The 14216-nt window shown below is 67.6% G+C and carries 15 protein-coding genes; 11 read left to right on the forward strand and 4 right to left on the reverse strand.

Features of this window, described 5'->3' with window-relative positions; translation table 11 throughout:
• Positions 1–11 precede the first annotated feature (11 nt).
• Both ACTJI2_RS15685 and purU read left to right on the forward strand, forming a co-directional pair.
• Positions 12–539: a MarR family winged helix-turn-helix transcriptional regulator gene (locus tag ACTJI2_RS15685; RefSeq protein ID WP_318288062.1), complete on the forward strand. Its 528-nt coding sequence runs from the start codon at positions 12–14 to the stop codon at positions 537–539.
• Positions 540–618: 79 nt separating this feature from the next.
• A complete protein-coding gene (gene purU / locus ACTJI2_RS15690; protein WP_183639773.1) occupies positions 619–1470 on the forward strand; it encodes a formyltetrahydrofolate deformylase in 852 nt (283 codons plus the stop codon).
• A 24-nt stretch (positions 1471–1494) separates the two neighbouring features.
• Here purU and ACTJI2_RS15695 read toward each other — a convergent pair whose 3' ends face one another.
• Positions 1495–2394, reverse strand: a complete 900-nt coding sequence (locus tag ACTJI2_RS15695; RefSeq protein ID WP_183639776.1) for a LysR family transcriptional regulator — start codon at positions 2392–2394, stop codon at positions 1495–1497.
• Positions 2395–2527: 133 nt separating this feature from the next.
• Here ACTJI2_RS15695 and ACTJI2_RS15700 point away from each other — a divergent pair, with 133 nt between their 5' ends.
• Positions 2528–3523: an aldo/keto reductase gene (locus ACTJI2_RS15700; RefSeq protein WP_440842666.1), complete on the forward strand. Its 996-nt coding sequence runs from the start codon at positions 2528–2530 to the stop codon at positions 3521–3523.
• A gap of 72 nt (positions 3524–3595) precedes the next feature.
• On the opposite strand, the gene ACTJI2_RS15705 is transcribed toward ACTJI2_RS15700, so the two are convergent.
• Complete coding sequence (locus ACTJI2_RS15705; protein ID WP_318288066.1) at positions 3596–4381, reverse strand: TSUP family transporter; 786 nt, start codon at positions 4379–4381, stop codon at positions 3596–3598.
• A 141-nt stretch (positions 4382–4522) separates the two neighbouring features.
• On the opposite strand from ACTJI2_RS15705, the gene ACTJI2_RS15710 reads away from it, so the two are divergent.
• Entirely contained in the window at positions 4523–5866 is a 1344-nt protein-coding gene (locus tag ACTJI2_RS15710; RefSeq protein ID WP_440842667.1) for an amidohydrolase, read from the forward strand.
• A gap of 21 nt (positions 5867–5887) precedes the next feature.
• On the opposite strand, the gene ACTJI2_RS15715 is transcribed toward ACTJI2_RS15710, so the two are convergent.
• Complete coding sequence (locus ACTJI2_RS15715) at positions 5888–6355, reverse strand: protease inhibitor I42 family protein (RefSeq protein WP_440842668.1); 468 nt, start codon at positions 6353–6355, stop codon at positions 5888–5890.
• Positions 6356–6407: 52 nt separating this feature from the next.
• Here ACTJI2_RS15715 and queF point away from each other — a divergent pair, with 52 nt between their 5' ends.
• The 4 genes from queF (at position 6408) to icd (ending at position 9746) form a co-directional block, all read left to right on the forward strand.
• Positions 6408–7223, forward strand: a complete 816-nt coding sequence (gene queF, locus ACTJI2_RS15720) for an NADPH-dependent 7-cyano-7-deazaguanine reductase QueF (protein WP_440842669.1) — start codon at positions 6408–6410, stop codon at positions 7221–7223.
• 107 nt (positions 7224–7330) lie between these two features.
• Positions 7331–7630: a LysM peptidoglycan-binding domain-containing protein gene (locus tag ACTJI2_RS15725; RefSeq protein ID WP_318288069.1), complete on the forward strand. Its 300-nt coding sequence runs from the start codon at positions 7331–7333 to the stop codon at positions 7628–7630.
• 51 nt (positions 7631–7681) lie between these two features.
• Positions 7682–8170 (forward strand): hypothetical protein, encoded by a 489-nt coding sequence (locus ACTJI2_RS15730; RefSeq protein WP_318288070.1) that lies wholly within the window; start codon positions 7682–7684, stop codon positions 8168–8170.
• Between the two features lie 247 nt (positions 8171–8417).
• Complete coding sequence (gene icd / locus ACTJI2_RS15735) at positions 8418–9746, forward strand: isocitrate dehydrogenase (NADP(+)) (RefSeq protein WP_183639791.1); 1329 nt, start codon at positions 8418–8420, stop codon at positions 9744–9746.
• Between the two features lie 382 nt (positions 9747–10128).
• Here the strand turns inward: icd and ACTJI2_RS15740 are convergent, their stop codons facing one another.
• Positions 10129–10353, reverse strand: coding sequence for a hypothetical protein (locus ACTJI2_RS15740; protein WP_203322071.1), 225 nt, complete (start codon positions 10351–10353; stop codon positions 10129–10131).
• A 123-nt stretch (positions 10354–10476) separates the two neighbouring features.
• Between ACTJI2_RS15740 and ACTJI2_RS15745 the strand changes: the two genes are divergently transcribed.
• The 3 genes from ACTJI2_RS15745 to ACTJI2_RS15755 all read left to right on the forward strand — a co-directional run bounded on the left by ACTJI2_RS15745 (position 10477) and on the right by ACTJI2_RS15755 (position 14134).
• A complete protein-coding gene (locus tag ACTJI2_RS15745; RefSeq protein ID WP_183639795.1) occupies positions 10477–11349 on the forward strand; it encodes a LysR substrate-binding domain-containing protein in 873 nt (290 codons plus the stop codon).
• Positions 11346–13055 carry a bifunctional isocitrate dehydrogenase kinase/phosphatase gene (aceK, locus tag ACTJI2_RS15750; protein ID WP_440842670.1) on the forward strand — a complete coding sequence of 570 codons (1710 nt, stop codon included), beginning with the start codon at positions 11346–11348 and terminating at the stop codon, positions 13053–13055. Before ACTJI2_RS15745 ends, aceK begins: the two co-directional genes overlap by 4 nt.
• A gap of 140 nt (positions 13056–13195) precedes the next feature.
• A complete protein-coding gene (locus tag ACTJI2_RS15755) occupies positions 13196–14134 on the forward strand; it encodes a hypothetical protein (RefSeq protein ID WP_440842671.1) in 939 nt (312 codons plus the stop codon).
• Positions 14135–14216: the final 82 nt, after the last annotated feature.

Raw genomic sequence — 14216 nt, forward strand, 5'->3', positions numbered from 1 at the left:
AGATATTTTTCATGACGACCCCACCGACCGATTCCCCGCCCTCCCCCGCTCCCGACCTGATCGACCAGCTGCTGGCGGACTGGCGCCGCGAACGGCCCGATCTGGATGCGTCCGCGATGGCGGTGGCGGGCCGCGTCCTGCATCTGGGCCGCCTGCTGGAGGCACAGGCCGACGAATGCCTGAAGGCGCTGGAACTGAGCTACACGGAACTGGACCTGCTGGCGACGCTGCGCCGCTCCGGCGCGCCCTACCGGCTGTCGCCGACCGACCTTCGCCGTTCGGTGCTGCTGACCTCCGGCGCGATGACCGCCTGCCTCAACCGCCTGCAGCGGCGCGGCCTGCTTCGGCGCGAGGCGGATCCGCGCGACGGCCGTTCCCTGTTCGCGGTGCTGACCGCCAAGGGCGTCAAGCTGGCGGAGCGCGCCATCGCGCTGCGTTTCGAACAGGCGCGCCTGGCCGTGGCCGGACTGGACGCCGGCGAACGGGCGACACTGGCGGGACTGCTGCGCAAGCTGGGCCAGGGCATGGCGGCGGACTGAGGCGGACCGCGCCGGGTCCGCGCGGTGCGGCGACACCGCGCGCGGCCTACACTGGCCCGCCCACCCGTGCCCCGGCTCCATGCGCCACGATCACATCCTGACCCTGTCCTGTCCCGATCGCACCGGCATCGTCTACCGGGTCACCGGGCTGCTGTTCGAGTCGGACTGCAACATCATCGACGCGCAGCAGTTCGGCGACGAGGAATCCGGGCGCTTCTTCCTGCGCGTGCATTTCGACGTGCCGTCCGCGGCGACCCTGCCGGCGCTGGAAGCGCGCTTCGAGACGCTGGCCGAAGCGTTCGGCATGGAATGGCGAATCCACGATGCGCGCCGCAAGGCGCGCCTGCTGGTACTGGTCAGCAAGCAGGGACATTGCCTCAACGATCTGCTGTTCCGCGCGCACAGCCGGCAGTTGCCGGTGGAGATCGCGGCGGTGGCGTCCAACCACGCGGACTTCGGCCCGCTCGCCGCCTCCTATGGCGTGCCGTTCCACCATCTGCCGGTGGACGCGGGCAATCGTCCCGCGCAGGAGCGGCGGATCCTGGATCTGGTCGAATCCGGGCAGGTGGATCTGGTGGTGCTGGCGCGCTACATGCAGATCCTGTCGCCGGAGCTGTGCGACGCGCTGTCCGGGCGCGCGATCAACATCCACCACAGCTTCCTGCCCAGCTTCAAGGGCGCGCATCCGTACCACCAGGCGCACCGGCGCGGGGTCAAGATCATCGGCGCCACCGCGCACTACGTGACCCGCGATCTCGATGAAGGACCGATCATCGAGCAGGACATCGCGCGGGTGGATCACGCGATGACGCCGCGCGATCTGGTCCGGCTGGGCAGCGACACCGAATCGCTGGTGCTGGCGCGCGCGGTGCGCCGGCACGTGGAGCACCGCATCCTGCTCAACGGGCATCGCACGGTGGTGTTCCGCTGACGCGCGCGGAAACCGGAACGGCGCTCAGGGCGGCGGCAGCACTTCGCGCAGGTAGTCGATGAACACCCGCAACTTGGGCGGCAGGTGTTCGCGCGCCGGGTAGTAGATGTGGAAACCGGCGAACGGCGCCTGCCAGGCTTCCAGCACCCGTACCAGCGCCCCGCTGCGCAGTTCCGCTTCGACCTGGGACTCGAACACCTGCGCCATGCCCAGGCCCTGCCGCACCAGCACCAGGCCGAGATCACTGTCGTTGACGATCAACCGGCCACCCACCTCCACCTCGAAATCGCAACCCTCGCGGGTGAACTCCCACGCCATGATGCGGCCGTTGCTGCGCCGGTAGCGCACGCAGGCGTGGTGCACCAGGTCCGCCGGTTCGGCGGGCGCGGGATGGCGGCGGAAGTAGTCGGGGGTGGCGACGATCGCCTGCCGCTGCATCGGCCCGATCGGCAGCGCGATCATTTCCCGGGCCAGCGATTCGCCCAGGCGGATGCCGGCGTCGAAGCCGCCACCGACCAGATCCGCCAGCGCCGGATCGACGAACAGTTCCACCTCCACCTCGGGCCAGCGCGCCATGAAGCCGGGCAGGTGCGGCGCGATCATGCGCTCGGCCACCACCCCGGGCAGGTTGATGCGCAGATGACCGGCCGGCCGGTCACGCAGGAAGTCCATGTCGCGGAAGGCCTCGTCGATCTGGCGCAGGCCCGGCGCGACCTGCTGCAGGAAGCGCTGGCCGTGTTCGGTCAGCGCGACCCGGCGGGTGGTCCGGTTGAACAGGCGCACGCCGAGCTGGCGTTCCAGCGCGCGCACCGTCTGCGACAGCGCCGAGGGACTGACCTCCAGCTCCAGCGCGGCGCGGGTGAAGCTGGCGTGGTGGGCCACCCGCGCGAAGGCGAGTACGGCCGGCAACGGATGGGACGCCATTGTGAAGTCTTGCTTCAAACAGGATTCGGATATTGCGTCTTTATCGACGCAATCGCCAGTTCTATCGTGCCCGGGTCGCGTCGGCCCGGCATCGCCGTGCCGGCGTGCCTCCCCCATCCGCAAGGAGTTCCCGATGAAAACCCGCATGCTGGGCCGCAATGGCCCGACCGTCTCCGCCCTGGGCCTGGGCTGCATGGGCATGAGCGCCTTCTACGGCGGCCGTGGCGAAGAAGGCGAATCCATCGCCGTGATCCACCGCGCGCTGGAGCGTGGCCTGACCCTGCTGGACACCGCCGACATGTACGGCCCGCACACCAACGAAGTGCTGGTCGGCAAGGCCATCGCCGATCGTCGCGATCAGGTGTTCCTGGCCACCAAGTTCGGCATCCGCATGGACCCGGCCGACCCGCACGCGCGTGGCGTCGACGGCCGACCCGAATACGTGCAGGCCGCCTGCGAGGGCAGCCTCGAGCGGCTCGGCGTGGATCACATCGATCTGTACTACCAGCACCGGGTCGATCCGCAGGTGCCGATCGAGGACACCGTGGGCGCGATGTCGCGCCTGGTCGAACAGGGCAAGGTGCGTTTCCTCGGCCTGTCCGAAGCCGCGCCCGACACCATCCGCCGCGCCCACGCGGTGCATCCGATCACCGCGGTGCAGACCGAGTACTCACTGTGGTCGCGCGAGCCCGAGAGCAACCACGTGCTGGATACGGTGCGCGAACTGGGCATCGGCTTCGTGCCCTATTCGCCGCTGGGACGCGGCTTCCTGACCGGCGCGATCCGTTCGCTGGAGGATTTCGACGCCGACGACTACCGCCGTCATTCGCCGCGCTTCCAGGGCGAGAACTTCGCCCGCAACCTGGCGCTGGTGGACCGGGTGCGCGCGCTGGCCGCGGACAAGGGCGTGACCGCCGGCCAGCTCGCGCTGGCCTGGGTGCTGGCGCAGGGCGATGACCTGGTGCCGATTCCCGGCACCAAGCGCCTGCGCTATCTGGAGGAGAACCTGGACGCGCTGGACGTGGTGCTGGCACCGGAGGAACTGGCCGGCATCGAAGCCGCGTTCCCGCTGGAAGCGGTGGCCGGCGATCGCTACACCGCCGCCGGCATGGCGATGGTCAGCCGCTGAGGAGCAGCCGCTGAGGATCGGCGGATCCCGCCACGCGTCCGGCCATCGCCGGGCGCGTGGTGGCAGGTTCCGTCACAGGCCCAGCCACTGGCGCAGCGGATGCGCCGGATCCGCCAGCAGGCGGACCGCCAGCGCGATGGACACGGTCACCAGCAGCGGCTTGATGATTTTCGCGCCCTGCCTCATCGCGAAACGCGAACCCAATTGCGCGCCGATGAACTGCCCGGCGCCCATCGCCAGGCCGACCTTCCACAGCACCGCGCCGGTGGCGAGGAACACCGCGAAGCCGCCGACGTTGGAGCCGAAGTTGAGGAACTTGGTGTGCGCGGTGGCCTTGAGGATGCCGTAGCCGGCCAGGCTGACGAAGCCCAGCATCAGGAACGAGCCGGTGCCCGGGCCGAACACGCCGTCATAGAAACCCACCACCGGCACGAAGCCGAAACCGAATGCGGTCACGCCCATGCGGCGATGCTTGTCCACGTCGCCGATGTTGGGCTTGAGGCCGAAATACACCGCGATGGCGATCAGCAGGAACGGCAGCGCCATCTTCAGCCAGTCCCCCGGCACCACCGTCGCCAGCAACGCGCCGCCCACCGCGCCCAACGCCGCCATCAGCGCCATCGGCCATTGCATGCGCAGGTCGACGTGGCCGTGGCGTGCGTAGCTCCAGCTGGCCGACGCGGATCCGAACAGCGATTGCAGCTTGTTGGTGCCCAGCGTCTGCAACGGCGGAATGCCGGCCAGCAGCATCGCCGGTATGGTGATCATGCCGCCGCCACCGGCGATGGAATCGATGAATCCGGCCAGCAGGCCGGCAAGGAACAGCAGCAGCAGGACCTGCAGGGCGATCTCGGGCATGGGTGTTTCTGGGGGAAGGGACGGCGGCGGCTCCTCCGGCCGCTCGGACCTTGTGGGACGCGTGTGACAATGATAATCGCGATGCGCACTGCGCGACGGGAAACGGCTAGCATCGGACCGTCCCCGATACGGAGTTCGATGATGCGCGTCGCCCTGCCCATCCTTCCGCTGCTGTCCGCATTCCTGCTGTGCCCCGCCCAGGCGTGGGCTTCCGACACCGCGCAACGTCCCGAGGTGGCCGCGGCCGCGCGCGATTTGCAGGACAAGGTGCTCGCCTGGCGACGCGACTTCCACCAGCATCCGGAACTGTCCAACCGCGAGGAACGCACCGCCGCGCAGGTGGCCGCGCACCTGCGCAAGCTGGGCCTGCAACCGAAGACCGGCGTCGCGTTCCATGGCGTCACCGCGGTGATCAAGGGCGGCAAGCCGGGCCCGCGCGTGGCCCTGCGGGCGGATATGGACGCGCTGCCGGTGACCGAACAGACCGGCCTGCCATTCGCCTCCAAGGCCACGTCGACCTACCGCGGCGAGACCGTGGGCGTGATGCACGCCTGCGGCCACGACGCGCACACCAGCATCCTGATGGGCGTGGCCGAGGCCTTGGTGGCGATGCGCAAGGATCTGCCGGGCGAGGTGCTGCTGGTGTTCCAGCCGGCCGAGGAAGGTCCGCCCAGTGGCGAGGAAGGCGGTGCGTCGCTCATGCTCAAGCAGGGCTTGTTCGATGGCTTCAAGCCGGACGCGGTGTTCGGCCTGCACGTGTTCGCCAATATCCCGGTGGGACGCATCGCGGTGCGCCAGGGACCGATGATGGCCGCCTCGGATCGCTTCAGCGTCCGCATGATCGGCCGCCAGACCCACGGCTCGCGGCCGTGGGGCGGCGTCGATCCGATCGTGGCGATGGCGGATCTGATCGGCAGCGCGCAGACGATCGTCAGCCGCCGCACCGACATCTCGCGGTTGCCGGCGGTGGTGACCTTCGGCGCGATCAAGGGCGGCATCCGCTACAACATCATTCCCGACGACGTCGAGGTGCTGGGCACCATCCGTACCTTCGACGAGGGCATGCGGCAGAAGATCTTCACCGACCTGACCAATGTGTCCGAGCATGTCGGCGCCGCGCACGGCGCACGCGCGGAAGTGAACATCGAAAGCCACGACGGCAATCCCGCGACCATCAACGATCCCGCCCTGACCGCGCGCATGCTGCCGAGCCTGCGCGCGGTGGCCGGCGTGGACAACGTGTTCGAGCCGCCGCTGCAGATGGGTTCGGAGGACTTCTCGCTGTACGGGCAGAAGGCGCCGGCGATGTTCTTCTTCGTCGGCGCGACCGGCAAGGACGTGGATCCGGCTACCGCGCCGAGCAACCATTCGCCGAAGTTCCTGCTCGACGAAGGCGCGCTGGACGTGGGTTTCCGCGCGCTGCTGCAGGTCACCCTGGATTATCTGAACGGTGCGCCGGCACCCGCCCCGGCCACTGCCGGCTAGGCCTGCCTTTCCCGGCGGGGTTCAGTCCCCGTCGGCTCCGTCCACGGCCGCCGTGACCGTCACCCGGTAGCGCGCCTCGCGCGCCGGCGGCACCTCCTTTTCCCACGAACGCCGATAGACCAGCCGCAGCTGCGCGGTGCCCGCGCGTTCGGCGACGAAGCGCCAGCGCGACACACCGCCGGCGCCGGGCATCGGCGGCGACGCGGGCGCGGCCTCGGCGACGGGAGACGGGTCGACCCGGCGCAATACCGGCGCGCCGGTCTCGATGAGCTCCCAGCCATAGCCGGTGCTGGCGTTGGCCGGCAAGGCGAGGTCGAGGAAGCCGCCTACCGCCAGTTCCCGCGCCTCGGTGCTGGTCTCGCCGGCCGGCATGGCCGGCGTGGCCCCCGTGGAAGGCGACGGAGAAGTCGCCGGTGACTGTGCGCAGGCGGCCAGCAGGCCGGCCAACGTGGTGGCGACGATGCCGCGACGCGCTCCGTTGCTTTCCATGGCGTTCTCCAGGACAGCCTGGCGTACAGGCGGACGGGACTAAACTAACACCATGAGCAAGCCCGAAGATTCCCTGCTGGGGCGCGAAGTCGCCTATCCGGATCACTACGATCCCAGCCTGCTGTTCCCGATTCCACGCCGCCAGGCGCGCGCCGAGATTGGCATCGCCGACGACACCCTGCCCTTCACCGGACACGACCGCTGGCACGCCTACGAACTGAGCTGGCTGGACGCGCGCGGCAAGCCGCGGGTCGCCACCGCGACCTTCACCGTGCCGTGCGATTCGCCGAACCTGATCGAATCCAAGTCGCTCAAGCTGTTCCTCAATTCGCTCAACGCCACCCGCTTCAACAGCGATGCCGCGGTGCTCGAGTGCATCCGCACGGATCTGTCGGCGCGCGCCGGCGCCGACGTGACGGTGGCGTTCGGGTTGCCGCCGATGATCGAAACGATCGCAGGCGAGTCGCTGGACGACCTGGACGTGGAGATTGATCACTACGGTCCGCCGCGTCCGGAGGGACTGCTGATCGACGGCACCGTGCTGGTGGAGGAAACCCTGGTGTCGGCGCTGCTCAAGTCCAACTGCCCGGTCACCGGCCAGCCCGACTGGGCCACCGTGGTCATCCGCTACGCGGGGCCGCGCATCGATCGCGCCGAGCTGCTGCGCTATCTGGTCGGCTTCCGTGATCACGCCGAGTTCCACGAGCAATGCGTCGAACGCATTCATTGCGATTTGATGACGCATTGCTCGCCGCAATGGCTGTCGGTGGAAGCGCGCTATACCCGCCGCGGGGGCCTGGATATCAATCCCTGGCGCGCCACCCCCGGCGTAACCGCGCTTCCGGCGCAACGTGAACCGCGTCAATAGCCGCTGGCTGAAGGCCACGCCGGTCTTCACGCCAATGCCATGATTTCTTAACAGGGCGCATGCAAGGCTAGCTCGTCCCAACATCCTGCACGGAAGGACGGTTGTGTATGAGCAACGAGAAGAAAGCGGATTTTTCGGGCGTCACCGCGAAGGTGGATTCCACCGAGCAACAGAAAGCCGATTTCTCCGGTGTCACCGCGAAGGTGGACAGCACCGAGGAAATCATCGGCGAGCAGAGCTACACGATCGAGAAGGGCGACACGCTCTCCAAGATCGCCAAGGAACACTACGGCAGCGCCAACGCCTGGAAGCACATCTTCGAGGCCAATCGCGACATCATCGAGGACCCCGACCGGATCTTCCCCGGCCAGGTGATCAAGCTGCCGCCCAAGGACAGCATCGCCTGATCGTGCGCTCACCCTACCGACCATTCAACGGCTGACACAAGGACAGACACCATGAAGCAGAACCGCATTTCCTATGCCCTGATGATCGCGCTGGCCGGCACCGTGGCCCTGGCAGCCTGCAAGAAGAAGGAAGAACCGGTAGCCCCGCCGCCGGCCGCGACCGAACCGGCTCCGGCGCCCGCGCCCGCTCCGGCCGAACCCGCTCCCGCTCCGGTGAGCGCGACCAGCGTGACCGTGGGCAACACCGCCGCGCCGGACAAGTCCGTCGCAGCTGTCAGCACGTTTACGCCGAAGGACAAGATCATCGTGTCGGTGAAGACCGACGCGGCTACGCCCGCCGATGCGGCAATCGATGCCAAGCTGACCTTCCAGGATGGCCAGGTGGCCGGCCAGAAGAGCGCCAATGTCACCGCCGCCGACGCCGGCACCACCAACATCGAATTCACCAATGCCAATCCCTGGCCCGCCGGCAAGTACAAGGTCGATGTGACCTTGAACGGCCAGGCCGTCGGCATGACCCAGGAAATCGAAGTCAAGTAATCCCACCCTCTCTCCCACCCTGGTGGGCAAGCTCGGGCGCGATGCGAATCGCGCCCGCTTTTTTTGCGGCCTCCCACCATGCCGCGGGCCATACGCCGGGCCATGGTGATCCGGGTTTTGCCCATGACTGCATAAACCGCGACAATGGGGGTCCGCTTCACCCGTCGTACCCCACACCTTTGCTGGACCCTTTTTGTTCACCCCCGCGCGCGGTCCGCCGCGTGCCATCTCAACCGGGAGCAGTTCCATGGCAGAACCTGTCCTCACCCCGCCCCCCGGCGGTGAGAAGATCACCATCTCCGGCGGCAAGCTCAATGTCCCCAACCATCCGATCATCCCCTTCATCGAGGGTGACGGCACCGGTCCGGACATCTGGCGCGCCAGCGTCCGCGTGCTCGACGCGGCGGTGGAAAAAGCCTACGGCGGCGCCAAGAAGATCCATTGGCTGGAAGTGTTCGCCGGCGAGAAATCGAACAACCAGTTCGGCACCTGGCTGCCGGATTCGACCGTGCAGGCCTGCCGCGACTACCTGGTCTCGATCAAGGGCCCGCTGACCACGCCGGTCGGCGGCGGCATCCGCTCGCTCAACGTGGCGCTGCGCCAGATGCTGGACCTGTACGTCTGCCTGCGCCCGGTGCGCTGGTTCGAGGGCGTGCCCTCGCCGGTCAAGAAGCCGGGCGACGTCGACATGGTGATCTTCCGCGAGAACACCGAGGACATCTACGCCGGCATCGAATGGGCCGGCGGCAGCGCCGAGTCGCAGAAGGTGCTGGACTTCCTGGCCAAGGAATTCCCGCAGGCGTTCGGCAAGATCCGCTTCGGCACCCAGGAAAAGGCCAACGAGTGGCAGCAGGCGCTGGAAGGCATCGGCGCGCCGCACCGCGAGGTGGGCGTGGACGTCGGCCTGGGCATCAAGCCGGTCAGCCGCCTGGGCACCGAGCGCCTGGTCCACAGCGCCATCCAGTACGCCATCGACAACGGCCGCAAGTCGGTCACGCTGGTGCACAAGGGCAACATCATGAAGTTCACCGAAGGTGGCTTCCGTGACTGGGGCTACCAGGTGGCGCGCGACTACTTCGGCGCGGTGGAACTGGACGGCGGTCCGTGGCACGTGATTCCGGAAGGCAAGCCGGGCGCGGGCATCGTCATCAAGGACGCCATCGCCGACGCGTTCCTGCAGCAGATCCTGCTGCGTCCGCGCGAGTACGACGTGTCCGCCACGCTCAACCTCAACGGTGACTACCTGTCCGACGCGCTGGCCGCGCAGGTCGGCGGCATCGGCATCGCGCCGGGCGCCAACATCAACTACGTGACCGGCCACGCGGTGTTCGAGGCGACCCACGGCACCGCGCCCAAGTACGCCGATCTGGACAAGGTGAACCCGGGTTCGGTGATCCTGTCCGGCGAGATGATGCTGCGCTACATGGGCTGGACCGAAGCCGCCGACAAGATCATCGACGGCGTCAACAAGGCCATCGCCAGCAAGCGCGTGACCTACGACTTCGCCCGCCTGATGGACGGCGCCACCGAAGTGAAGTGCAGCGAGTTCGCCGACGAGATCATCAAGCACCTGTGAGGGTGGTGATCCGCGGTTGATGTCGCAGACGCCCGGCCTTGCGCCGGGCGTTTGTTTTTTGGGGCCAGCAGATTCCCAAGCACCAACAGTCCCCTTTGCAAAAAGGGGCAAACGCTGGAGGCGACGGGGGATTGGCTTTTCAACGCCAAGAGCAAATCCCCCTCAATCCCCCTTTTCCAAAGGGGGAGGTCAAAGCAGGTTCCGGGCGATGAGACCTCCCTAGGCCCCCCTTTGGAAAAGGGGGCGGGCGCCGGAGGCGACGGGGGATTTGCCGTTGGCGCCAACATCAAATCCCCCTCGGTCCCACTTTTTCGCTTTCAACAGCCGAATGGCTAATCAAAGGGGAGGTAAGGCGGATCACTCCCGAGCCGACGCCGCGGGCTCACCGGAACAACGACAGCGCGGTCATCTCGCGTCGCCGGCGGGCGTGCAGTACCCGCAGGGCACGCTCGTGGCGTTCGGGCGGGACCGGCCGCCGCGCCGGGCGCTGCTCGCCGTCGCCCGCGCGGAGCGCTTCGGTGCTGGCGATGTGACCATCGAGGAACAGCATGCCCTGGCTGACGGCGCCCAGTTCACGCCACCACGAATGCTTCGTTTCGGTACGCATGGGATTCTCCTGCCGCCGGGACGTCCGGCTTGAACAGGAGCCAAGTTAGGCTCATCCTGATTGCCGAAAAAGCGAAACCTCCGCAAGCCAGCCTTGAGCCGGGTTCAACATGGACCAATCCGCATGAGCCGTTTGCCGCTGGACCAGATCGACGCCTTCGTCACCGCCGCGCGGTTGAAGAACCTGACCCGCGCGGCCGAGGCCATGCACCTGACGGTGAGCGCGCTCAGCCACCGGATGCGATTGCTGGAGGAACGGGTAGGCCACAAGCTGCTGGCGCGCGGACCACGCGGGGTCGAACTGACTCCGGAGGGCCAGCGCCTGTTCGACGCGGTGGCCACGCCGCTGGATGCGATCGGCCACGCGCTGCAACGGATGTCGGCGCGCAACGACCACGTCATCACCCTGAGCCTGATCCCGTCGATGGCCACCGCTTGGCTGGTGCCGCGCCTGCCCGATTTCCTGGCCGCCAATCCGGAGCTCGGCCTGAACCTGCAGTCGAGCACCCACGTGGTGGATTTCGATCGCGAACCGGTGGACGTGGCGTTGCGGCTGGGCGGCGGGCGCTGGCCCGGCGTCCGCTCGGAACTGCTGTTCCACGAATGGATCCAACCGGTCGCCAGCCCGGCCTTCCTCAAGCGCCACGGCAAGCCCGCGCTCACGCGCATCGGCAGCCTTCCGCTGCTGGGCGATCCCTCCGATCGCTGGAAGGAATGGTTCGCCGAGTTCGGCGGCGAGGTGCCGCGCCGGTTCGTGGCCCAGTTCGACGACACCGAGACCCTGCACCAAGCCGCCGCGCAGGGCATGGGGGTGGCGTTGGCGCGGCTCACCCTCGCCGAACCGCTGATCAAGGCGGGCCGGCTGGTACCGCTCACCGGCAAATGCCTGCAGGCCGATTTCGCCCACTACCTGGTCTATCCGGAGCGCAGCCTGGCGCATCCGGATTTCCAGACCGTGCGCAAATGGGTGCTGGACCAGGCGCGGGTGGACGCATGATCCAGCCGACCGTCATCGCCACGCTCATCCACGATGCGTTCGCCGACTATCACGCGCGCTTCGCCGAGATCACCCAGCGCGCGCGGCATCGGTTCGAGACCATGGACTGGGCCGGCGCGCGCGCCGATGCGGTCGAGCGCATCGAGCTGTACGACGAATGCATCGCCGAATGCGCGCTGCGCCTGCAGGCGGCGCTGCTGGATCACGCGCATGACCGTACCCTGTGGTCGGCGGTGCGCGACGGCTACGACCGGCTGATCGCGGATCTGATCGACCGCGAGCTGTACAAGACCTTCTACAACACCCTGACCCGGCGCTTCTTCAAGACCCGCGGCGTGGATCCGTCGATCGAGTTCATCGCGATGGACGTCGAACCGACCGACGCCATCACCCATCCGGTCGCGCGGCACAGCTACGCGGTGTCCGAGCAGCGCCCCACCGACACCTTCGTGCGGGTGCTGGGCGATTATCGCTTCGATATTCCCTACGCACACCGCACCCGCTGCGCGGCCTCGATTGCCATCCGCCTGCAGGACGATCTTGCGCACTGGGGCGAGAACCCGGTGCGCGGGATCGAACTGCTGGACACGGTGTTCTACCGCGAGCGCCGCGCCTACCTGATCGGCCGGGTGTTCGGCGAGCACCGCTTCTCGCCCTGCGTGATCGCGCTGGTCAACGACGGCGGCAAGCTGAAGGCCGAGGCGGTGCTGACCCGGCGTGGCGACGTCGCGCACCTGTTCGGCACCTCGCGCAGCTATTTCCACGCGGACCTGTCCACCGTCGGCGACGCGGTGGTGTTCCTGCGCTCGCTGCTGCCGGGCAAGCCGATCGACGAGATCTACACGGTGCTGGGCCGGGCCAAGCAGGGCAAGACCGAACGCTTCCGCACCTTCTTCCATCACTTCGATACCCAGGCCGGCGAGCAGCTGGTGCAGGCCGAGGGCACCCCGGGAATGGTGATGGCGGTGTTCACCCTGCCCAGCTATCCGCTGGTGTTCAAGATCATCCGCGACCGTTTCGCCTATCCCAAGGAAGTCAGCCGCAAGGACGTGGAGGACCGCTACAACCTGGTGTTCCACCTGGATCGCGTCGGTCGCCTGCTGGACACCCAGCCCTACCGTTTCCTGCGCTTCCCGCGCGCGCGTTTCGCGCCTGCCCTGCTGGAGGAACTGCGGTCCACCTGCGGTCACGGCATCACCGAGGACGGCGACAACCTGATCATCCACCTGTGCTACGTGCAACGGCGGTTGCGCCCGCTCAACCTGTACCTGCGCGAGCAGAAGCCCGAGGCCGCGCTCGCCGCCGCCATCGACTACGGCCAGGCGATCAAGGACATGGCGCGCAACAACATCTTCCCCGGCGACATGCTGCTGAAGAATTTCGGCGTGTCGCGGCACGGCCGCGCGGTGTTCTACGACTACGACGAGCTGTGCCTGGTCACCGACTGCCACTTCCGCGACTGGCCGCAACCCACCTGTTATGAGGAGGAAATGGCCGACGGGCCGTGGTTCTACGTTGGTCCTGGCGACGTGTTTCCGGAACGCTTCCCGCAGTTCCTCGGCCTGCCCGCGCCGCAGGCGAGCGCATTGCGCGCGGCGCATGGCGATCTGTTCCGCGCCGGCTGGTGGCGCGATCTGCAGGCGCGGCTGGCCGCCGGCGACTATCCGGACACGCCGCCGTATCCGGACGCGTTGAAACTGGCCTGAGCTTCGTCTGAGCCGCTACGCGGGCTTCCACGATCGCGCCCATTTCCCTGCGGCGGTGCGGCTCGACAATCGGACACGTCCTATGGGAGATCCCGCCCGGGCCGCCTAACGTCTCCGGTTCCTTCACCGGTAACGGCATCGTGCGACTCATTCCCCGAATCCTGCTTTCCATTCTGATGGTCGCCGCATGGCCGCTTGCGGCCAAGGACGCGGTACCGCCATCGCCAGCGGAAACCTTCCAGCTCTACATCCGCACCTTCCTCCGTTTCGACACGGAAGCCGCCAGAACGCTCCAGGACGCAATCGAACCCCGGTATGGCGCCGGTATCGTCCCCAAACCGGAAGACGTCGCCGCGATGGCGGCACTGGTTCGCTCCGGCGGCGTACCCGGATTCCCGACTCAGGCCGAGGTCGCGGGAAGCGGCGAGGATCCGGTGGAAAAGAAGATCATGCAATCCATGCAGCTGATATCCGCCCCTCTGTACGATACTTTCACCAGCGTGGCCTGCACGGTCGGGGACGTCACCATCACCAGTCCCGGCGAGCCTGCCGAGGGAAAGGTCGCGACCTTCGCCTACACCTGTCTTGTTCCGGATGTCTCCCGCACGCACGAAGCGTTCCAGGCCGCCATGAACGAGCCCTCGCCGGAGCGGATGGAGGCCTTCGCCAATACGTACATCGCCGCACTGAAGGGTCCTCGCAACAGCCGGGTCGAGGGCACCTTCACGCTATCCGCCGCGACCGTCGATGGTCCCTGGTACGACCCTGACCGCGATTTCATCAGCGTCCTGTACGCGCTGCAGATGGCGATGGTCCCGTTCGCGGATCTGCACGAGGAAACCGAGGTCGCGAAGGTTCCACCGCTCACCGGCGTCCCGATCTGCGATGTGCTGATCGCGCGGCATCGCGCCTGCATGACCCGGCGCGCCCCCGACGCGCTGCCGGTGGTGGAGGAGATGGCGGACGAACTCGAGCAGATGTCGGCATTCCGGGATGCCCGGGACATGACCCGCCATTGCAAGACGCTTCATCTGCTGCTCCAAACCCAGTGGGGACCGGAGTGCTTCGCCACTCCCTGACCCCTTGTTACGGTATCGACACGGGGAGGCGGGGCTTCCCGAAGCGACAATTGTCCCCGCCAGTTCCGAAGATCGCCAGCGA

This window comes from Pseudoxanthomonas sp. 22568 (genome assembly GCF_052044485.1).
Taxonomy (GTDB): Bacteria; Pseudomonadota; Gammaproteobacteria; order Xanthomonadales; family Xanthomonadaceae; genus Pseudoxanthomonas_A; species Pseudoxanthomonas_A beigongshangi.